This is a genomic window from Citrobacter sp. TBCS-14 (assembly GCF_005280805.1).
GTDB classification, from domain to species: domain Bacteria; phylum Pseudomonadota; class Gammaproteobacteria; order Enterobacterales; family Enterobacteriaceae; genus Citrobacter; species Citrobacter gillenii.
The window spans coordinates 1-20,265 of the sequence record NZ_SZWM01001345.1 but is presented as its reverse complement, the minus strand read 5'-3'; the positions used below and the strand labels follow the sequence as shown (position 1 = coordinate 20,265).

At 54.0% G+C, this 20,265-nt stretch carries 23 protein-coding genes; 20 read left to right on the top strand and 3 right to left on the bottom strand.

The window, feature by feature from the left end; all coding sequences use genetic code 11:
* Window positions 1-164: 164 nt before the first annotated feature.
* From mdcA to mdcH, 8 genes are all read left to right on the top strand, one after another.
* Window positions 165-1,820, top strand: a complete 1,656-nt coding sequence (gene mdcA / locus FDX22_RS27865) for a malonate decarboxylase subunit alpha (protein ID WP_062775702.1) — start codon at window positions 165-167, stop codon at window positions 1,818-1,820.
* Entirely contained in the window at window positions 1,820-2,707 is an 888-nt protein-coding gene (locus FDX22_RS27860; RefSeq protein WP_146718087.1) for a triphosphoribosyl-dephospho-CoA synthase, read from the top strand. Before mdcA ends, FDX22_RS27860 begins: the two co-directional genes overlap by 1 nt.
* On the top strand, window positions 2,689-2,988 hold the full coding sequence (gene mdcC, locus FDX22_RS27855) for a malonate decarboxylase acyl carrier protein (protein ID WP_062775705.1): 300 nt from the start codon (window positions 2,689-2,691) through the stop codon (window positions 2,986-2,988). The genes FDX22_RS27860 and mdcC overlap by 19 nt, the downstream gene beginning before the upstream one ends.
* Window positions 2,981-3,814, top strand: coding sequence for a biotin-independent malonate decarboxylase subunit beta (locus FDX22_RS27850; protein WP_146718086.1), 834 nt, complete (start codon window positions 2,981-2,983; stop codon window positions 3,812-3,814). The genes mdcC and FDX22_RS27850 overlap by 8 nt, the downstream gene beginning before the upstream one ends.
* Window positions 3,814-4,614 carry a biotin-independent malonate decarboxylase subunit gamma gene (gene mdcE / locus FDX22_RS27845; protein ID WP_117342448.1) on the top strand — a complete coding sequence of 267 codons (801 nt, stop codon included), beginning with the start codon at window positions 3,814-3,816 and terminating at the stop codon, window positions 4,612-4,614. The genes FDX22_RS27850 and mdcE overlap by 1 nt, the downstream gene beginning before the upstream one ends.
* 124 nt (window positions 4,615-4,738) lie before the next feature.
* Window positions 4,739-5,698: an AEC family transporter gene (locus FDX22_RS27840; protein WP_115257328.1), complete on the top strand. Its 960-nt coding sequence runs from the start codon at window positions 4,739-4,741 to the stop codon at window positions 5,696-5,698.
* Window positions 5,699-5,701: 3 nt separating this feature from the next.
* Window positions 5,702-6,319, top strand: coding sequence for a malonate decarboxylase holo-ACP synthase (locus FDX22_RS27835; protein WP_146718085.1), 618 nt, complete (start codon window positions 5,702-5,704; stop codon window positions 6,317-6,319).
* Window positions 6,320-7,216, top strand: coding sequence for a malonate decarboxylase subunit epsilon (gene mdcH / locus FDX22_RS27830; protein WP_146718084.1), 897 nt, complete (start codon window positions 6,320-6,322; stop codon window positions 7,214-7,216).
* An 83-nt stretch (window positions 7,217-7,299) separates the two neighbouring features.
* Here the strand turns inward: mdcH and FDX22_RS27825 are convergent, their stop codons facing one another.
* Together FDX22_RS27825 and FDX22_RS27820 are read right to left on the bottom strand one after the other, a co-directional pair.
* On the bottom strand, window positions 7,300-8,232 hold the full coding sequence (locus FDX22_RS27825) for a LysR family transcriptional regulator (protein ID WP_117342446.1): 933 nt from the start codon (window positions 8,230-8,232) through the stop codon (window positions 7,300-7,302).
* A 16-nt stretch (window positions 8,233-8,248) separates the two neighbouring features.
* Window positions 8,249-10,153 carry an ABC transporter ATP-binding protein gene (locus tag FDX22_RS27820; RefSeq protein WP_115257332.1) on the bottom strand — a complete coding sequence of 635 codons (1,905 nt, stop codon included), beginning with the start codon at window positions 10,151-10,153 and terminating at the stop codon, window positions 8,249-8,251.
* A gap of 131 nt (window positions 10,154-10,284) precedes the next feature.
* On the opposite strand from FDX22_RS27820, the gene kefG reads away from it, so the two are divergent.
* The 4 genes from kefG to slyD all read left to right on the top strand — a co-directional run bounded on the left by kefG (window position 10,285) and on the right by slyD (window position 13,563).
* Window positions 10,285-10,836, top strand: a complete 552-nt coding sequence (kefG, locus tag FDX22_RS27815) for a glutathione-regulated potassium-efflux system ancillary protein KefG (protein ID WP_135912833.1) — start codon at window positions 10,285-10,287, stop codon at window positions 10,834-10,836.
* Window positions 10,836-12,641: a glutathione-regulated potassium-efflux system protein KefB gene (kefB, locus tag FDX22_RS27810; RefSeq protein ID WP_117342445.1), complete on the top strand. Its 1,806-nt coding sequence runs from the start codon at window positions 10,836-10,838 to the stop codon at window positions 12,639-12,641. Before kefG ends, kefB begins: the two co-directional genes overlap by 1 nt.
* Window positions 12,642-12,650: 9 nt before the next feature.
* Window positions 12,651-12,851 carry a YheV family putative zinc ribbon protein gene (locus FDX22_RS27805; protein WP_005121675.1) on the top strand — a complete coding sequence of 67 codons (201 nt, stop codon included), beginning with the start codon at window positions 12,651-12,653 and terminating at the stop codon, window positions 12,849-12,851.
* A gap of 94 nt (window positions 12,852-12,945) precedes the next feature.
* Window positions 12,946-13,563, top strand: coding sequence for a peptidylprolyl isomerase (gene slyD / locus FDX22_RS27800; protein WP_115257335.1), 618 nt, complete (start codon window positions 12,946-12,948; stop codon window positions 13,561-13,563).
* A 113-nt stretch (window positions 13,564-13,676) separates the two neighbouring features.
* On the opposite strand, the gene FDX22_RS27795 is transcribed toward slyD, so the two are convergent.
* Window positions 13,677-13,895, bottom strand: coding sequence for a protein SlyX (locus FDX22_RS27795; protein WP_003023639.1), 219 nt, complete (start codon window positions 13,893-13,895; stop codon window positions 13,677-13,679).
* A 231-nt stretch (window positions 13,896-14,126) separates the two neighbouring features.
* Here FDX22_RS27795 and fkpA point away from each other — a divergent pair, with 231 nt between their 5' ends.
* From fkpA to fusA, 8 genes are all read left to right on the top strand, one after another.
* Window positions 14,127-14,945, top strand: coding sequence for an FKBP-type peptidyl-prolyl cis-trans isomerase (gene fkpA, locus FDX22_RS27790; RefSeq protein WP_115257336.1), 819 nt, complete (start codon window positions 14,127-14,129; stop codon window positions 14,943-14,945).
* A gap of 165 nt (window positions 14,946-15,110) precedes the next feature.
* Complete coding sequence (locus FDX22_RS27785; protein WP_003023643.1) at window positions 15,111-15,833, top strand: transcriptional regulator; 723 nt, start codon at window positions 15,111-15,113, stop codon at window positions 15,831-15,833.
* On the top strand, window positions 15,833-16,219 hold the full coding sequence (tusD, locus tag FDX22_RS27780) for a sulfurtransferase complex subunit TusD (RefSeq protein ID WP_115257337.1): 387 nt from the start codon (window positions 15,833-15,835) through the stop codon (window positions 16,217-16,219). Before FDX22_RS27785 ends, tusD begins: the two co-directional genes overlap by 1 nt.
* Entirely contained in the window at window positions 16,219-16,578 is a 360-nt protein-coding gene (tusC, locus tag FDX22_RS27775) for a sulfurtransferase complex subunit TusC (protein ID WP_146718083.1), read from the top strand. Before tusD ends, tusC begins: the two co-directional genes overlap by 1 nt.
* A gap of 6 nt (window positions 16,579-16,584) precedes the next feature.
* On the top strand, window positions 16,585-16,872 hold the full coding sequence (tusB, locus tag FDX22_RS27770) for a sulfurtransferase complex subunit TusB (protein ID WP_115257339.1): 288 nt from the start codon (window positions 16,585-16,587) through the stop codon (window positions 16,870-16,872).
* 125 nt (window positions 16,873-16,997) lie between these two features.
* Window positions 16,998-17,372, top strand: a complete 375-nt coding sequence (gene rpsL, locus FDX22_RS27765; protein ID WP_003023654.1) for a 30S ribosomal protein S12 — start codon at window positions 16,998-17,000, stop codon at window positions 17,370-17,372.
* 95 nt (window positions 17,373-17,467) lie between these two features.
* Window positions 17,468-17,938 carry a 30S ribosomal protein S7 gene (gene rpsG / locus FDX22_RS27760; protein WP_016154763.1) on the top strand — a complete coding sequence of 157 codons (471 nt, stop codon included), beginning with the start codon at window positions 17,468-17,470 and terminating at the stop codon, window positions 17,936-17,938.
* Window positions 17,939-18,034: 96 nt separating this feature from the next.
* Window positions 18,035-20,149, top strand: a complete 2,115-nt coding sequence (gene fusA, locus FDX22_RS27755; protein WP_096759315.1) for an elongation factor G — start codon at window positions 18,035-18,037, stop codon at window positions 20,147-20,149.
* The last annotated feature ends 116 nt before the right edge of the window (window positions 20,150-20,265 follow it).

The following is a 20,265-nucleotide window of genomic DNA, read 5'->3' as shown; positions in this document are numbered from 1 at the left end:
TACTTACCCCGCTTAAATTGATCCTCATCACAAATCGTTACTTCAATTATTACTCTCAAGCTAATGATTCACGCCTACGCTTAATTGATGAATTTCTCACCAGAGCGCACACTCTTTCCAGTGTTAAGCAATCAAAAATGATTCGCTGAATCAGGAGGTTAATAATGTTATCTGGGCAAACGCCAGCTCGAGTCTGGAACACCCGCCGCACAGAAAAACAGCGGCGTCTGGCTTCCGTTCCGGTGCAGGGCAAGGTTCTGCCGACCGCAGACCTGACCGCGATGCTGGAATTACTTATCGCGCCGGGTGACCGCGTGGTATTAGAAGGGAATAACCAAAAGCAGGCAGATTTCTTATCTCGCATGCTGGCTGAAGTTAACCCGCAAAAAGTGCACGACCTGCACATGATTATGCCAAGCGTCGGACGCAGCGAGCATCTGGATATCTTCGAAAAAGGTATCGCTCGCAAGCTGGACTTCTCTTTCTCCGGTACCCAAAGCCTGCGTATTTCGCAGCTACTGGAAGATGGTCAGCTGGAAATTGGCGCCATCCACACCTACATCGAACTTTACTCCCGTCTGTATGTTGACCTGTCACCAAACGTGGCGCTGATTGCCGGTTTCAAAGCCGACCGCAAAGGTAACCTCTACACCGGGGCGAGTACCGAAGATACCCCGGCGCTGGTTGAAGCCGCCGCATTCCATGACGGTATCGTCATCGCGCAGGTTAACGAACTGGTCGACGATGAATGCGACCTGCCGCGCGTTGATATTCCGGGCTCATGGATTGATTACGTGGTCGTCGCCGATAAGCCGTTCTTCATTGAACCGCTGTTCACCCGTGACCCGCGCCTGATCAAACAAGAACATATCCTGATGGCGATGATGGCCATTAAAGGTATCTACGCAGAACACCAGGTCCAGTCGCTCAACCACGGTATCGGCTTTAACACTGCGGCAATCGAGCTGCTGTTGCCGACCTACGGCGAACAGCTGGGTCTGAAAGGCAAAATCTGTAAACACTGGACGCTGAACCCGCATCCAACGCTGATTCCTGCTATCGAAAGCGGCTGGGTTGAAAGCGTGCACTGCTTCGGCGGTGAATTAGGGATGGAAGAGTACATCCGTGCCCGCCCAGACGTGTTCTTCACCGGTGCCGATGGTTCAATGCGTTCTAACCGTGCTTTCTGTCAGCTGGCGGGTCAGTACGCGGTCGATATGTTTATCGGTTCCACTTTGCAGGTTGATGGCTATGCCAACTCCTCAACGGTGACCCGTGGACGCCTGTCTGGTTTCGGCGGCGCACCAAACATGGGCCATGACCCGCACGGCCGTCGTCATGCAACACCTGCCTGGCTGAACATGATTACCGAACCTGACCCAATGCAGCGCGGTAAAAAACTGGTTGTTCAGATGGTGGAAACCTTCCAGGCCGGTGTGAAACCGACCTTCGTCGAGAAACTTGATGCGGTTGAAGTCGCCAAAACCTCCGGGATGCCGCTGGCACCGGTGATGATTTATGGCGATGACGTCACCCACGTCCTGACCGAAGAAGGGATCGCTTACCTCTACCGGGCAAAAGATCTTGAAGAGCGCCGGGCGATGGTGGCTGCGGTTGCCGGGATCACCGACATCGGTCTGGGCGTTGATGCGAAACGCGTCGCTGAACTGCGTCAGAGTGGCAAGGTGGTGTATCCAGAAGATATGGGCATTCGTCGTACCGACGCGACCCGTTCTCTGCTGGCCGCCGGTAGCGTGTCCGATCTCGTTGAATGGTCTGGCGGTCTTTACAACCCACCTGCGAAATTCCGGAGCTGGTAATGAAACTTCTGTCCCCGATTCAGGTTGAAGGCGGTGCCGAATGGCTGGCGCAAACTGCCACGCAGTGTCTGATTGACGAAGCGCGACTCAGCCCGAAACCCGGTCTGGTGGACAGTCGGGGGAATGGCGCGCATCACGACTTGTCGCTTGCGTTAATGGAGCGTTCTGCGCACAGCCTGACCTCTACATTTCAGTCGTTGGCGCAACAAAGCTGGCAGCGTCCAGCGGATATTGCGCTCAGACAAACCATAGGGCGACTCGGTCGCGAAGGCGAGCAACAGATGATGGCGGCCACGGACGGTGTGAACACCCACCGTGGCGCGATTTGGGCACTGGGATTGTTGGTGAGCGCGGTGGCAATGCACGGTGGCACCGCGAGTGCACAGCAGGTCGCGGCGACTGCCGCCGAGCTGGCAAAACTGCCGGATGCCGCCGCACCCAAAGTGTTCAGCAAAGGGCTGCGTGCGACGCACCGTTATCAGGTGCCGGGTGCACGTGAAGAGGCACAGCAGGCTTTTCCGCATGTGATGCAGCGTGCGCTGCCGCAACTGCGTTTAAGCCGGTTTAACGGCAGCAGTGAAACGCACGCCAGACTCGACGCGCTGATGGCGATCATGACCTCGCTGACTGATACCTGCGTGCTGTCTCGCGCAGGTATGGAAGGGCTGGATGCCATGCAGGACGGTGCCCGCGCGGTGCTGAATGCTGGCGGCAGCGCTCATCCAGCAGGTCAGGCGGCATTGGCCGCACTCGATAGCCATATGCTGGCGCTGAACGCCTCGCCGGGCGGGGCAGCAGATTTACTCGCCGCCACCTTGTTCATCGACCGCATCGATTCGCCCTATACACGAAGTATTAAGAGGATGTTATGGAACACATTACGTTAACCGTACCGGCCAGCCGCACCTTAAGCGGTAAAGCGCTGGCAGGCGTCGTGGGCTCCGGGGATATGGAGGTGTTATTCACCGCCGACCAGAGCCAGACGTTAACCATTGATATCACCACTTCTGTCGATAACAGCCGTAGTCGCTGGGAAGCGTTGTTGAACCGTCTGCAAACGGTCAGCAGCCTGCCTGCAGGAAAACTGACGATCCACGACTTTGGCGCAACCCCAGGTGTTGCACGTATTCGTATCGAACAGGTATTTGAAGAGGTGAGCCATGCGTGATGACAGCAGTTTTATCGAATTAAAAGCACGTCAGCGTGCCCACGCGCTGCTTGATGAAGGCAGCTACCGCGAACTGCTCGACCCATTTGATGGCGTGATGTCGCCTTGGCTTGGCGCGCAGGGCATCGTTCCGCAGTCGGATGACGGCATGGTCGTTGCTAAAGGCACCATCAACGGCAAACCGGCCGTGGTGGTGGCGATTGAAGGCGCATTCCAGGGTGGCAGCATGGGTGAAGTGTCCGGTGCCAAAATGGCGGCGGCGCTGGAGCTGGCGGCGGAAGATAACCGCAACGGCATCCCAACTCAGGCTGTTTTAAGCCTGGAAACCGGCGGCGTGCGTTTGCAGGAGGCCAACCTTGGCCTGGCGGCGATTGCCGATATTCATGCGGCGATTGTTGACCTGCGTCGTTACACCCCGGTAGTCGGCATTGTCGCCGGTACCGTGGGCTGCTTTGGCGGGATGTCTATCGCTGCGGCACTGTGTAGCTACCTGATTGTGACCCGTGAAGCGCGTCTGGGGCTGAACGGCCCGCAGGTTATCGAGCAGGAAGCGGGGATTGAAGAGTATGACTCCCGTGACCGTCCGTTTATCTGGAGCATGACCGGTGGTGAAATTCGCTACCAAAGCGGGCTGGTGGAAGCGCTGGTCGGCGATGGCGTGAACGCCGTGAAAGCGGCAATGAACGACGCGCTGGCAAAAGGCGTACCGGCAAAACACCGCACCGATAACTACGACTGGTATCTCGACCGCTTAACGAGTTTTGACACCTGTAAACAGGCCGATACCGAACAGATTCATGCGCTTTTCGCCCGGGAGGTGAAATGATGAGTAACTCAATAAGCCGTGGCGAATTATGGCTGGAAACCCTCGTACCGAACGCTAAACGTATTGCCGGGCTGTGTCCGTCCGTACAGGCCGCTGATGGTGAACTGAACGGTGAAACGGTGCGCTTTATTGCCGTTGTCCCGGATGCCAATAACCATTACCCACGTGCTGCTGGCGGTGAAGTCGGTCTGCTGGAAGGCTGGACACTGGCGAAAGTGGTGAGCGAGACCATCGCAGCCGACGCCAATAACGCGGTAAAACGTCCGATTGTGGCGGTGATTGATGTGCCAAGCCAGGCATACGGTCGTCGTGAAGAAGGCTTCGGTATTCACCAGGCGCTGGCCGGTGCGGCGGCGGCGTATGCCAATGCGCGTCTGGCGGGCCACCCGGTCATTGGCCTGATTGTCGGTAAAGCCATGTCCGGTGCCTTCCTGGCACACGGTTACCAGGCAAACCGTCTGATTGCGTTCAACGACAAAGGTGTGCTGATTCATGCGATGGGTAAAGAATCTGCCGCGCGTATCACGCTGCGTTCCGTTGAGGCGCTGGAAAAACTGGCGGCAACCATTCCGCCAATGGCGTACGACATCAGCAACTACGCCACGCTGGGGTTGCTGGAAAATCTGCTGGATATCAGCAACCCAGATGCGCCATCTGCAAACGATCTGACGCAGGTTAAAAACACCCTGCAACAGGCCATCAATGACGCTCGTCAGGATCCAACGCTGAAAAGCCGTCTGGGCGCTGACAATCGCCGCAGCTCTGCCCTCGTACGCGAACGTATGCGAGCAAGCTGGTAAGTAAAAAGAGACCTGCCAGATGTAAGACTTTGCGGGCGCAGACGTTGCGCCCGCGTGGGCCACTGCATCTGAAAAATAATAATCATCGCGTCAGTGCTACTTTTTTTTATATTACAGGTGAATTATGACTTACGTAATTGTTCATGCTCTTGCTCCGATTTTCGTCATCATGCTACTAGGATTCTGGGCCGGGAAGGCCAAAATGGTGGACAACAAAAACGTCTCCCTACTCAATATCTTCGTGATGGACTTTGCTTTACCCGCTGCGCTGTTTAGCGCGACGGTACAAACCCCATGGGCCGGTATTGTTGCGCAGTCACCGCTGATTGTGGTGCTGACGTTGGCAATGTGGATTACCTATGCTGTCATCTACTTTATGGCGACCAAAGTCTTCAAAAAATCTCCGCAGGATGCCGCCGTGCTGACGTTGACCGTCGCGCTGCCAAACTACGCGGCGCTTGGCTTGCCGATTCTTGGTAGCGTCCTCGGTGAAGCGTCATCAACGTCGCTTTCGGTTGCCGTGTCTATTGCCTGCGGTTCCGTGCTGATGACGCCGTTCTGCCTGCTGATTCTGGAGCGTGAAAAAGCGCTGGCAGCAGGTGGAAATACCGGCTCCACACTGTCAATGCTGCCGGTATTGATGTGGCGCTCTATCAAGAAACCTATCGTGATGGGCCCGCTGTTGGGGGTTATTCTCTCGGCTATCGGCATCAAAATGCCGGAACTGGTACTGGCGGCCATTAAACCGCTGGGCCTGTCTGCAACCGCCGCCGCGCTGTTCCTGACCGGGGTTATCTTGTCTGCCCGTAAACTGCAGATCAATACCGTGGTTATTACATCGACTATTACCAAGCTGCTGATTCAGCCTGCAATTGCCTGGGGCATCGTGCTTATCTTCGGTCTGCATGGCTCCGTAGCCATTACCGCTATTCTGATGATTGCGCTGTCTGCCGGTTTCTTCGGTGTGGTGTTCGGTAACCGCTTTGGCGTGCAGTCGCCGGATGCAGAAGCCGTGCTGCTGTTGAGCTCAGTCCTGTGTATCCTGTCGCTGCCGCTGTTTATCTCGCTGACTTCAGGAATGTAAATCATGACCTCAACATTACGCCCACACGATCTTATCTGGCTGAATGCGCGTGACGCGCTGGAAGAGACCACGGAATCCTGGGTGGATGACGTTTGGCATACCGGCCTGCCGGTGGTTGTGCGGCGTGATGTTGACGAGGCGGGGCGTATCCCCGTCGGTGTGCGCGGCATGAAGCGCTGTCAGCGGGCGGCGGGTTGGGTTAACCCTGATGCCGTCACCCGCGTCTGTACCCCGGAGTCGCTGGTTGACCCGCAGGCGATGCTGCGTTCACCGTTTATCTCTCAGCCACCGGTTCAGGTGGCTTTGTTGCTGTCACAGCAAGCGTGGCCGTGGACATGGGGTATTACCGGCAGCACCGGTTATGCGCTGGCGACCGGGATCCCGGTGATTCATGCCAGTAGCGATCTGGATTTGCTGATCCGTGCCCCGCAGGCGCTATCACGCGAGGTGCTGGAAAAATGGCAGCAACAGCTCACGGACGGTCTGTGCCGTGCGGACACTCAGGTAGAAACGCCGTATGGCGCGTTTGCCCTAAACGAATGGCTGCGCGACGGCAGGGCACTGTTAAAAACATCGCAGGGGCCGCGGTTGGTGAGCGACCCGTGGAGCAGGGAGGAGTAAATGAAAATTCTGTTCACCTTTCCGGGACAGGGAACCCAGCAACCAGAGATGCTGCATAACCTGCCGGGAACGGAATTGGCGCTGGCACGTGAAGTGCTGGGTGCAGAAGCGGATACGCTGGATTCCCCTGACGCATTGCAACACACCCGGGCGGTACAGTTAGCGCTGTTGATTGCCGGGGTTGCCTGGGCGCGCGAGCTGGAACGTCGCGGCGTTTCACCAGACATTGTGAGCGGGCTGTCGATTGGTGCATATCCGGCAGCGGTGGTGGCCGGGGCGCTCGACTTTACCGACGCGCTTAAACTGGTGGCGTTGCGCGGTGATTTGATGGAGCAGGCCTATCCACATGGCTACGGCCTGACGGCGATCATGGGGCTGACGTTATCGCAGGTGGAATCGCTGGTGGCGGGTAGCGGAACGTATATCGCCAACCTCAATGCCGAAACGCAGATTGTGATTGCCGGGACTGATGAGGCAATGGCTGGAGTGGCAAAACGGGCGTTGGAGAAAGGGGCGAGCAAAGCACATCGTCTGGCGGTTAGCGTACCGTCACACTGCGAACTCCTGGCAGAACCTGCGCAAAAATTGGCAGAGGCGTTTAGCCAGGTGACACTTTCTCGTCCTCGCTACGCTTATCTCAGCGGCAGCACTGGACGCGTGCTGTGGCAGCCGGAGCGCATTGCTGACGATTTGGCGATGAATATGGCGCGCACCGTGCGCTGGCAGGAGGCGGTGGTCTCCGCCAATGAGCGTGAAGCCCGGCTGGCGATTGAAATGCCACCCGGCGGTGTGTTGACCTGCCTGACGCGTCAGGCGGCGTGGGAAGGAGAGTCAATTTCGCTCGAACGCAGCGGCGTGGACGTTGCTGTACATCTGGCGAAACGGCTGCGTGCATAGTGGTATTGCCTGATGGTGCTGCGCTTATCGGGCCTACAAAATCGGTAGGCCGGATAAAACGCGTTAGCGTTGCCATCCGGCAATCAGGCTCCGCTCTTCAAACTCCGCGCATACATCCGCCCTTCGGCAGCTAACGCCAGCAAACTCGGGTCGCGCTCGCGGTTGCGGGCAAAGACAATCGCGATAAGTTGCTGCATTTGATAGGGCTCGGACAGCTTTTGCAGCTTCACGGTATTCTCATACATCTTCTTCATTCGCCCTGGCATCAAACAGAATCCAACCCCTGCCTGCACCAGACTGAGCATCGAGAAAATATCGTTCACGCGAGTGACGATTGAAGGCTCAAACCCGGCGACATGAAACGCTTCCTGGAAGCCCGCATAGGTGGCAAAGCCTTCCGCCAACGAGACGAACTTCTCATTGCGATAATTGCGAAGATCCGCTGTTTTGCTGGGATCCAGCGCTGCCGTGATCGGTGCAGCAAGGTAGATGTCATCGTGGAACAGCGGCAACACTTCCAGACTGTTACGGTCGATCTCGCTTTCAGAGATCGAGATCAGAATCGCATCCAGGGTACCGCTCTCCAGCATATTCAGCAGGGCTTCGTTTGATCCCATCGTCAGATCCATTTCCAGATCCGGACGACGTAGCTTCATACCCATAATCAGGCGTGGCACCGTTTCCAGCGTTAACGAGTAGAGCGTGCCGACACGCAGACGGCCCTGACCGACGCCCGCCGTTTTGCGCGTCTCTTCCAGCCCACGTTCCATCAGCTGGGTCACTTCCTGACAGTACTCCAGCAGCGTCCACGCCGCCGGTTGCGCAATCAGGTTACGCCCTTTGTGTACAAACAGCGGACAACGAACGTTCTCTTCCAGCGTATGCAGCGCCCGATGCACGCTCACGCCGCTGATATCCAGCGCCTCGGCGGTACGGGCGATGTTGCCCTTCTCCATAAAGGTCATGAAGATGGTCAGTTTGCGGAAGGTAATATCATCGGTGATTGATAAGTTCATCGTCCGCCTTTCGTGGTTAGTCGTTCTGCAGCATCTGCTCAAGTTGCTCTTGCGCGTCCAGCCAGGCCATTTCACACTCTTCCAGCCCTGATTTAGCGCTGGCTTGCTGTTGTAAACATGCGGTCAGTTCGGCCTTGCGGCTTTGGTCGTACAGCTCGCTGTCACCGAGTTTTTCTTCCGCTTGTGCCAGCTGTGCCTGCAGCTTCTCCATCTCTTTTTCAAGACGGGTAATCTCTTTACGCAGCGGCTGGGTTAGGGTGCGCAGTTCGGCTTCACGGCGCTTCTGGTCTTTACGCGCCTGGGCGCTGTTGACGCTCTCTTTTGCCGGTTCATCGCTCTGACTTTCCTGCTTTTGTACGTCGCTCAGCCACTGTTGATAATCTTCCAGATCACCGTCGAACGGCTCAACTTTTTTATCATGAACCAGATAGAGATCGTCGGTGGTGGAGCGAATCAGGTGACGGTCGTGCGACACCACCACCAGTGCGCCTTCAAAATCGATCAACGCTTCGGTCAGTGCCTGGCGCATGTCGAGATCCAGGTGGTTAGTCGGTTCATCGAGCAGCAGCAGGTTCGGACGCTGCCAAACGATAAGCGCCAGTACCAGTCGTGCCTTTTCACCCCCCGAGAAGCGAGCGGTCTGTTCGGTGACTTTATCGCCCTGGAAGCCGAAGCCGCCGAGGTAATCACGCAGCTTCTGTTCTAACTCCTGTGGCGCCATGCGGGCCAGATGCTGAATGGGCGATTCATCCGCGCGTAAAAACTCCAGCTGATGCTGGGCGAAGTAACCGAGCTTAATACCTTTCGCCAGACCGATTTCACCGCTAATAGGTGCCAGTTCTCCTGCCAACAGTTTAATCAGTGTGGATTTACCCGCGCCGTTACGGCCTAACAGGCCGATGCGTGACCCTGGCACCAGGTTCAGCTTGATGGAGTCGAGAATAATGTTCTCGCCATAACCTGCGCTGACCTTCTCCATTTTCAGCAGTGGGTTAGGCAGGCTTTCGGGTATGCGGAAGCTGAAGTGGAACGGGTTATCAACATGGGCTGGGGCAATCAGCTCCATGCGTTCCAGCATCTTGATACGGCTCTGCGCCTGTTTGGCTTTGGTGGCCTGCGCCCGGAAGCGGTCGATATAGCTTTGCAGATGCGCCACGCGCTCCTGCTGGCTTTCGTACATCGCCTGTTGCTGCGCGAGGCGAGTGGAACGCTGTACTTCAAACGCGCTGTAGTTCCCGGTGTACTCGAACAGGGTTTGCTGTTCGATATGAATAATCTTATCCACCACCGGATCGAGGAAGTCACGGTCGTGGGAGATCAGGATCAGCGTACCCTGATAGCTTTTCAGCCATCTTTCCAGCCAGATTACGGCGTCGAGATCGAGGTGGTTGGTCGGTTCATCAAGCAGCAGCAAGTCAGAACGGCAAATCAGCGCCTGAGCCAGGTTAAGACGCATACGCCAGCCACCGGAGAAATCGCTGACCGGGCGTTCAAGTTGTTCGTTAGAAAAACCGAGGCCGTGCAGCAGGCTGGCGGCACGCGAGCGCACGGTCCAGGCGTCGATGGCGTCCAGTTTGCCGTGCACGGTGGCAATCGCATGCCCGTCGTTACGTTCGTTGGCCTCGTTCAACTGTGCTTCCAGTTGACGATACTCGCGGTCGCCGTCAATGACGTATTCCAGCGCAGGCTGAGCAAGCGCGGGCGTTTCCTGATTTACCCAAGCGAGCTGCCAGTTACCTGGGTATGTAAACCCGCCAGCGTCGGCGCTGATTTCATTTTTCAGCAATGCCAGCAGGGTAGATTTACCGCAGCCATTCTTACCCACCAGGCCCACTTTCTGACCTGGATTAATGGTGGCCGTGGCATTTTCCAGCAGGACGCGCACGCCGCGACGAATTTGTAACGAGGAGAAAACAATCATAAGGCGCCGTATGTTCAGACTATGTTAATTTATCATTATGATAATGTAATGTGTGGGCGGTTTGCCGCACCGAGGCGCAATGGTAGCCCAAAACGCCGAAAATAGACAAAGACATAACCGGGAGGGGGATGATGTTCCAGCCAGCGAAAGTTTTGCTGCTGTATGCCCATCCGGAATCTCAGGACTCGGTCGCGAACCGGGTGCTGCTTAAACCGGCCATGCAGCTCAGTAATGTTACCGTGCACGATCTTTATGCGCACTATCCTGATTTTTTTATCGACATCCCGCATGAGCAGGCGCTGCTGCGTGACCATGATGTGATTGTTTTTCAGCATCCGCTGTATACCTATAGCTGTCCAGCGCTGCTCAAAGAGTGGTTTGACCGTGTGCTGAGTCGTGGGTTTGCCAGTGGGCTGGGAGGAAATCAGCTGGCGGGAAAGTACTGGCGGAGCGTCATCACCACCGGTGAACCCGAAAGCGCGTACCGTTATGACGCGCTGAACCGCTATCCAATGAGCGATGTGCTGCGCCCCTTTGAGCTGACAGCCGGTATGTGTCGAATGCACTGGATGAGCCCCATCATCGTTTACTGGGCCAGACGGCAAACGAAGCAGGAACTGGACAGCCATGCCAAAGCGTATGGTGAATGGCTGGCAAATCCAATCCCTGCGGGAGGCCGCTGATGGAAGGTTCTGATTTATTGACTGCGGGAGTGCTGTTCCTCTTCGCGGCGGTAGCGGCGGTGCCGCTGGCGTCAAAACTGGGTATCGGCCCGGTGTTAGGGTATTTACTTGCAGGGATGGCGATTGGGCCGTGGGGATTAGGATTCATCAGCGATGTGGATGAAATTCTCCATTTCTCCGAGCTGGGTGTGGTCTTTCTGATGTTCATTATTGGGCTGGAGCTTAACCCGGCCAAACTGTGGCAACTGCGGCGCTCTATCTTTGGCGTCGGAGCCGCGCAGGTGATGCTCAGCGCGGTGATTTTGGCCGGGCTGCTGATGCTGACCCACTTCTCCTGGCAAGCAGCCGTGGTGGGAGGGATTGGTCTGGCGATGTCGTCCACTGCGATGGCGCTCCAGTTGATGCGGGAAAAGGGGATGAACCGCAGCGAATCCGGACAGCTGGGCTTTTCGGTACTGCTGTTTCAGGATCTGGCGGTGATCCCAGCATTGGCGCTGGTGCCGTTATTGGCGGGCTCTGCCGATGAGCATTTTGACTGGATCAAAGTGGGCATGAAGGTGCTGGCTTTTGCTGGCATGTTGATTGGTGGACGCTATTTGCTGCGCCCCGTTTTCCGCTTTATTGCGGATTCCGGCGTGCGGGAAGTGTTTACTGCCGCCACGCTGTTGTTGGTGCTCGGTTCTGCTTTATTCATGGACGCGCTGGGGCTGTCGATGGCGCTGGGAACGTTTATCGCCGGCGTGTTGCTGGCGGAAAGCGAATACCGTCACGAGCTGGAAACGGCTATCGATCCCTTCAAGGGGCTGCTGTTGGGGCTGTTCTTTATTTCTGTGGGGATGTCGCTCAATCTTGGCGTGCTGTATACCCATATCCTGTGGGTGGCGGTAAGCGTTATTGTGCTGGTGGTGGTTAAAGCGCTGGTACTGTATGTGCTGGCGCGCCTGAATGGCATGAGAAGTTCGGAACGGATGCAGTTTGCCGGAGTATTAAGCCAGGGGGGCGAGTTCGCGTTCGTATTGTTTTCAACCGCGTCCTCGCAACGACTGTTTCAGGGCGATCAAATGGCGCTGCTGCTGGTGGCCGTCACGCTATCGATGATGACCACGCCGCTATTGATGAAGCTGATTGATAAATGGCTCTCCCGCCAGATTAACGGCCCGGATGAAGAAGATGAAAAACCCTGGGTGGAAGACGATAAGCCGCAGGTGATTGTGGTGGGATTTGGCCGCTTTGGTCAGGTAATTGGGCGTTTGCTGATGGCGAACAAAATGCGTATTACCGTGCTGGAGCGGGATATCAGCGCGGTGAACCTGATGCGTAAATACGGTTATAAGGTGTATTACGGCGATGCCACGCAGGTGGAATTGTTACGTTCTGCTGGTGCAGAAGCGGCACAATCGATCGTCATTACCTGTAACGAACCCGAAGATACGATGAAGTTAGTGGAATTGTGCCAACAGCATTTTCCACATTTGCATATTCTTGCGCGCGCGCGCGGACGTGTAGAGGCGCATGAGTTAATACAGGCTGGTGTGACACAGTTTTCCCGCGAAACCTTCTCCAGCGCACTGGAGTTGGGGCGAAAAACGCTGGTGTCATTGGGGATGCACCCGCATCAGGCGCAGCGTGCCCAGCTGCATTTTCGTCGGCTGGACATGAGCATGTTGCGGGAGCTGATCCCTATCCACACAGATACGGTACAAATCTCTCGAGCCCGAGAAGCCAGGCGCGAACTGGAAGAGATTTTCCAGCGTGAAATGCAGCGAGAGCGACGTCAGCCGGACGGCTGGGATGAATTTGAGTAGAGGATAACCATGGCAATTCGTAAACGTTTTATTGCAGGTGCAAAATGCCCATCCTGCCAGGCGCAGGATTCACTGGCGATGTGGCGCGAAAATAATATCGATATTGTTGAGTGTGTTAAGTGTGGTCACCAGATGCGGGAAGCGGATAAAGAAGCCCGCGAGCACGTTCGCAAAGAAGAGCAAGTAATAGGGATTTTTCATCCGGACTAGCGATATGCCGCAGCTTTTTTTAAGCTAGAGGGTACACAGGTGCAGAATTCCGCTACAATCTGCGCCACTATTCTTTCCATGCTCAGGAGATATCATGAAAGTAGCAAAGGACCTGGTGGTCAGCCTGGCCTATCAGGTACGTACAGAAGACGGTGTGTTGGTTGATGAGTCTCCGGTGAGTGCACCGCTGGACTACCTGCATGGTCACGGTTCCCTGATTTCTGGCCTGGAAACAGCGCTGGACGGTCACGAAGTTGGCGATAAATTCGATGTTGCTGTTGGCGCAAACGACGCTTACGGTCAGTATGATGAAAACCTGGTGCAGCGCGTGCCGAAAGACGTCTTCATGGGCGTTGACGAACTGCAGGTTGGCATGCGTTTCCTGGCGGAAACCGACCAGGGTCCAGTACCGGTAGAAATTACCGAAGTGGAAGACGACCACGTCGTGGTTGACGGTAACCACATGCTGGCTGGCCAGAATCTGAAATTCAACGTAGAAGTTATCGCTATCCGTGAAGCAACCGAAGAAGAACTGGCTCACGGCCACGTTCACGGTGCAAACGGCCATGACCACGATCACGAACATGGTCACGATGGTTGCTGCGGCGGTCACGGCCATGACCACGATCATGGTCATGAACACGGCGGCGAAGGCTGCTGCGGTGGCGGCGGTAAAGGCAAAGGTAACGGCGGCGGCTGCGGTTGCCACTAATCGGTATGATTGCCTGATGGCGCTACGCTTATCAGGCCTACCGTAGGACGGATAAGACGTTTACGTCGTCATCCGGCACAAAAAAAGCGGGGAAACCCCGCTTTTTTTACGTCTTAATAATGCGGTGGTGGCGTCTCTTCAGACTGCGACGCAATATGGGATGGCTGCGTTGCTTTAAGCTTCTCCGTCAATAGACGCAGATGATCGCGCAGTTTAGCCATTTCCAGTTCGTGAGCGGTGACCGTCACGTTGAGTTCTTCAATGGTGATTTCCTGAAATGCCAGGCGACTTTCCAGCTCAGCCAGGCGGGTTTCCATCGTTGTATCCTGCATGATTCACCTCTTCTGTTATTTCCGGCAGATCGCGGACTGCGGCGAATTTTACTCAACTTTGTCTGTTTGCACAGCACTCATTCCTTCGCAACGAAACTAATTTAAACAAAAAGAGTCTGAAAAGTGGTGATAATAGGGCGTGCCCGTATGTTGATTTGTTCTGCAACGCTTTATAGTACATTTTTGTGTTAGTTAACCCTGGGGTGAGATGCCCCGGCCCTGGAGAGATGGATGAAATCACTGTTTAAAGTAACGCTGCTGGCGACCACGATGGCCGTAGCTCTACATGCCCCGATCACCTTCGCCGCCGATGCTGCGAAACCAGCCGCTACTGCTGACAGCAAAGCCGCATTCAAAAATGACGACCAAAAATCTGCTTACGCGCTGGGCGCGTCTCTGGGTCGTTACATGGAAAATTCCCTGAAAGAACAGGAAAAACTGGGCATCAAACTGGATAAAGACCAGCTGATCGCTGGTGTTCAGGACGCGTTTGCTGATAAGAGCAAGCTGTCCGACCAGGAAATCGAGCAAACCCTGCAGGCGTTCGAAGCGCGCGTGAAGTCTTCCGCTCAGGCGAAAATGGAAAAAGACGCGGCTGATAACGAAGCCAAAGGTAAAGTGTACCGCGAGAAGTTTGCTAAAGAGAAAGGCGTTAAAACCTCTTCTACTGGCCTGGTCTACAAAGTAGAGAAAGCAGGTACTGGTGAAGCACCGAAAGACAGCGATACCGTTGTAGTGAACTACAAAGGCACACTGATCGATGGTAAAGAGTTTGATAACTCTTACACGCGTGGTGAGCCGCTCTCTTTCCGTCTTGACGGTGTTATCCCAGGCTGGACCGAAGGTCTGAAAAACATCAAGAAAGGCGGTAAAATCCAGCTGGTTATTCCACCGGATCTGGCATATGGCAAAACCGGCGTTCCGGGTATCCCGGCAAACTCCACGTTGGTGTTTGATGTTGAGCTGCTGGACATCAAACCGGCCCCGAAAGCCGACGCTAAACCAGATGCTGCCCCGGCTGAAAAAGCTGCAGACAGCAGCAAAAAATAAGTTACCTAAAACCGCCGCCCACAGGGCGGCGGTTTTTTATTATCGACAGGATATAATTAATACTGGAAAGCGCCTCGTGCGCTGTATTACTTTAGATGCCCCTAATAGTGATGAGCCTGCCCTGACAACATAACGACAGGCTCCTGAAAAGGAGTGCTTTTTTTCATGTCCAGGTCGCTTTTAACCAACGAAACCAGTGAGCTAGATTTGCTGGATCAACGTCCTTTCGATCAAACCGACTTCGATATCCTTAAATCCTACGAAGCGGTAGTGGACGGGTTGGCGATGCTCATTGGTTCCCATTGTGAAATCGTATTGCACTCTTTGCAGGATTTGAAATGCTCGGCTATTCGCATTGCTAACGGTGAACATACGGGTCGTAAAATTGGCTCACCGATTACCGATCTGGCGTTGCGCATGCTGCATGATATGACGGGTGCGGATAGCAGCGTGTCGAAGTGTTACTTCACACGTGCGAAAAGCGGTGTCTTGATGAAGTCGGTGACGATTGCCATTCGCAACCGTGAGCATCGCGTAATTGGTCTGCTGTGTATCAATATGAACCTTGATGTTCCTTTCTCGCAGATAATGAATACCTTTATTCCACCGGAAACCCCAGAAGTGGGTTCTGCCGTGAACTTCGCCTCATCAGTGGAAGATCTGGTTACCCAGACGCTGGAGTTCACGATTGAAGAAGTGAATGCCGATCGTAACGTCTCCAACAATGCGAAGAATCGTCAGATTGTCCTGAACTTGTATGAGAAAGGTATCTTCGATATCAAAGATGCTATTAACCAGGTTGCTGACCGCCTGAACATCTCCAAGCACACGGTTTATCTTTATATTCGCCAGTTCAAGAGCGGTGATTTCCAGGGGCAAGACAAGTAATGCGCTTTGCTATCGTCGTGACTGGACCTGCTTATGGTACGCAGCAGGCGAGCAGCGCATTGCAATTTGCTCACGCATTGATTGAAGAAGGTCATGAGTTAAGCCGTGTCTTTTTCTATCGTGAAGGCGTGTATAACGCCAATCTGCTGACGTCGCCCGCCAGTGATGAATTTGATCTGGTTCGCGCCTGGCAACAGCTTAATCAACAGCATGGCGTAGAGCTAAATATCTGCGTGGCAGCGGCGCTACGCCGCGGCGTTGTTGATGAAACTGAAGCAGAGAGGTTGGCGTTGGCTGGGGCTAATTTACAAGCGGGTTTTAACCTTAGTGGGCTGGGTTCGCTCGCTGAGGCATCCCTGACGTGCGATCGCGTGGTGCAGTTCTAATGAATCGAATCGCTTTTGTATTTTCCACCGTGCCTCACGGGAGCGCATCGGGCCGTGAAGGTCTGGATGCACTACTGGCGACATCAGCACTAACAGAAGATCTCGGCGTCTTTTTTATCGGGGACGGCGTCTTCCAAATCCTGCCAGAGCAAAAACCTGATCTCATTCTGGCACGGGACTATATTGCGACCTTCAAATTGTTGGGGCTGTACGATATAGAACAATGTTGGCTGTGCGCTGCCTCATTGCGCGAACGTGGCCTTGATACGGACATGACATTCGTTGTCGATGCGACGGTACTTGAACCTGAAGAACTGCGCCGTGAACTGGGCAACTATGACGTCATTATGAGGTTCTAAACGCGCATGCTGCATACTCTACATCGCTCACCGTGGCTGACTGACTTCTCCTCCCTGCTGCGTCTTGTTGGCGCAGACGATGAGCTTTTATTGCTTCAGGACGGCGTGACTGCAGCCATAGAAGGCAGCCGTTTCCTTGAAACGCTGCAAAATGCCTCCATTAAGGTTTATGTACTGGAAGAAGACATTAAGGCTCGCGGGTTGGGTGGTCAAATTTCAGACAGTGTCGTCAGGGTTAGCTATACTGACTTCGTCAGACTTACGGTGAAGCATCCCAACCAGATTGCCTGGTAATTGCGGGATCGTTGTATATTTCTTGACACCTTTTCGACACCGACCTAAAATTCTGCGTCCTCATATTGTATGAGGACGTTTTATTACGTGTTTACGAAGCAAAAGCTAAAACCAGGAGCTATTTAATGGCAACAGTTAACCAGCTGGTACGCAAACCACGCGCACGCAAAGTTGCAAAGAGCAACGTGCCTGCGCTGGAAGCCTGCCCGCAGAAACGTGGTGTATGTACCCGTGTATATACCACCACTCCTAAAAAACCAAACTCCGCACTGCGTAAAGTATGCCGTGTGCGTTTGACTAACGGTTTTGAAGTGACTTCCTACATCGGTGGTGAAGGTCACAACCTGCAGGAACACTCCGTGATCCTGATCCGTGGCGGTCGTGTAAAAGACCTTCCGGGTGTTCGTTACCACACCGTTCGTGGTGCGCTTGACTGCTCCGGCGTTAAAGACCGTAAGCAATCACGTTCCAAGTATGGCGTGAAACGTCCTAAGGCTTAATGGTTCTCCGTTAAGTAAGGCCAAACGTTTTATATTAATGTCAAACTAAACTCTTAGAGTTTTGGACAATCCTGAATTAACAACGGAGTATTCCCATGCCACGTCGTCGCGTCATTGGTCAGCGTAAAATTCTGCCGGATCCTAAGTTCGGATCAGAGCTGCTGGCTAAATTTGTAAACATCCTGATGGTAGATGGTAAAAAATCTACTGCAGAAACCATCGTATACAGCGCCCTGGAGACCCTGGCTCAGCGCTCTGGTAAAGATGGCCTGGAAGCCTTTGAAGTAGCCCTCGAAAACGTGCGCCCGACTGTCGAAGTTAAGTCTCGCCGCGTTGGTGGTTCTACTTATCAGGTACCAGTTGAAGTCCGTCCGGTTCGTCGTAATGCTCTGGCAATGCGTTGGATCGTTGAAGCTGCTCGTAAACGCGGTGATAAATCCATGGCTCTGCGCCTGGCGAACGAACTTTCTGATGCTGCAGAAAACAAAGGTACTGCAGTTAAGAAACGTGAAGACGTTCACCGTATGGCAGAAGCCAACAAGGCGTTCGCACACTACCGTTGGTAATCCCTTCGGAGTAATAGTCACCAGGCGGGCGCTTCTTGTAAGCAGCCCGCTTTGGGCTACTTAAATTGAACGCCTAAAAGATAAACGAGGAATCAAATGGCTCGTACAACACCCATCGCGCGCTACCGTAACATCGGTATCAGTGCGCACATCGACGCCGGTAAAACCACTACTACCGAACGTATTCTGTTCTACACCGGTGTAAACCATAAAATCGGTGAAGTTCATGACGGCGCAGCCACCATGGACTGGATGGAACAGGAGCAGGAGCGTGGTATTACTATCACCTCCGCAGCGACTACTGCATTCTGGTCTGGTATGGCCAAGCAGTATGAACCGCATCGCGTAAACATCATCGACACCCCGGGGCACGTTGACTTCACAATCGAAGTAGAACGTTCCATGCGTGTGCTTGATGGTGCAGTAATGGTTTACTGCGCAGTTGGTGGTGTTCAGCCGCAGTCTGAAACCGTATGGCGTCAGGCTAACAAATATAAAGTTCCACGCATTGCGTTCGTTAACAAAATGGACCGTATGGGTGCGAACTTCCTGAAAGTTGTTGGTCAGATCAAAACCCGTCTGGGCGCGAACCCTGTTCCGCTGCAGTTGGCTATTGGTGCTGAAGAACATTTCACCGGTGTTGTTGACCTGGTGAAAATGAAAGCCATCAACTGGAACGAAGAAGACGCAGGCGTAACCTTCACTTATGAAGATATTCCGGCAGACATGCAGGAACTGGCTGAAGAATGGCACCAGAACCTGATCGAGTCCGCTGCAGAAGCTTCAGAAGAGCTGATGGAGAAATACCTCGGTGGTGAAGAACTGACTGAAGAAGAGATCAAGACTGCTCTGCGTCAGCGCGTTCTGAACAACGAAATCATCCTGGTAACCTGTGGTTCTGCGTTCAAGAACAAAGGTGTTCAGGCGATGCTGGATGCGGTAATTGATTACCTGCCATCCCCAATCGACGTACCTGCGATCAACGGTATTCTGGACGACGGTAAAGATACTCCGGCTGAGCGTCACGCTAGCGATGAAGAGCCGTTTGCTGCTCTGGCATTCAAAATCGCTACCGACCCGTTCGTGGGTAACCTGACCTTCTTCCGCGTGTACTCTGGCGTGGTTAACTCCGGTGATACTGTTTACAACCCAGTGAAATCGGCTCGTGAACGTTTTGGTCGTATCGTACAGATGCACGCCAACAAGCGTGAAGAGATCAAAGAAGTTCGCGCGGGCGATATCGCGGCTGCGATCGGTCTGAAAGATGTGACAACTGGTGACACCATTTGTGATCCAGACCACGTGATCATTCTGGAGCGTATGGAATTCCCTGAGCCGGTAATCTCCATCGCGGTAGAACCGAAAACCAAAGCTGACCAGGAAAAAATGGGTCTGGCTCTGGGCCGTCTGGCTAAAGAAGACCCGTCTTTCCGCGTATGGACTGACGAAGAATCTAACCAGACCATTATCGCCGGTATGGGTGAGCTGCACCTCGACATCATCGTTGACCGCATGAAGCGTGAATTCAACGTTGAAGCGAACGTCGGTAAACCTCAGGTTGCTTACCGTGAAGCGATTCGCGCGAAAGTTACCGATATCGAAGGTAAACACGCTAAGCAGTCTGGTGGTCGCGGTCAGTACGGTCATGTTGTTATCGACATGTACCCGCTGGAGCCGGGTTCAAACCCGAAAGGCTACGAGTTCATCAACGACATCAAAGGTGGTGTAATTCCTGGCGAATACATCCCGGCCGTTGATAAAGGCATCCAGGAACAGCTGAAATCTGGCCCGCTGGCTGGCTATCCGGTTGTTGATCTGGGCGTGCGTCTGCACTTCGGTTCTTACCATGACGTTGACTCCTCTGAGCTGGCGTTTAAACTGGCTGCTTCTATCGCCTTCAAAGATGGCTTTAAGAAAGCGAAACCTGTTCTGCTTGAGCCGATCATGAAGGTTGAAGTAGAAACGCCGGAAGAGAACACTGGTGACGTCATCGGTGATCTTAGCCGTCGTCGTGGTCAGTTGAAAGGTCAGGAATCTAACGCTACTGGTGTTCAGATTCATGCTGAAGTTCCGCTGTCTGAAATGTTCGGATATGCAACTCAGCTGCGTTCTCTGACCAAAGGTCGTGCATCTTACTCTATGGAATTCCTGAAGTATGATGATGCGCCGAACAACGTTGCTCAGGCCGTAATCGAAGCCCGCGGTAAATAAGCCGCAGGTTAAAAACCAAAATCCCGTGCTCTCTCTATAAGGGGAGAGCACTATAGTAAGGAATATAGCCGTGTCTAAAGAAAAATTTGAACGTACAAAACCGCACGTTAACGTCG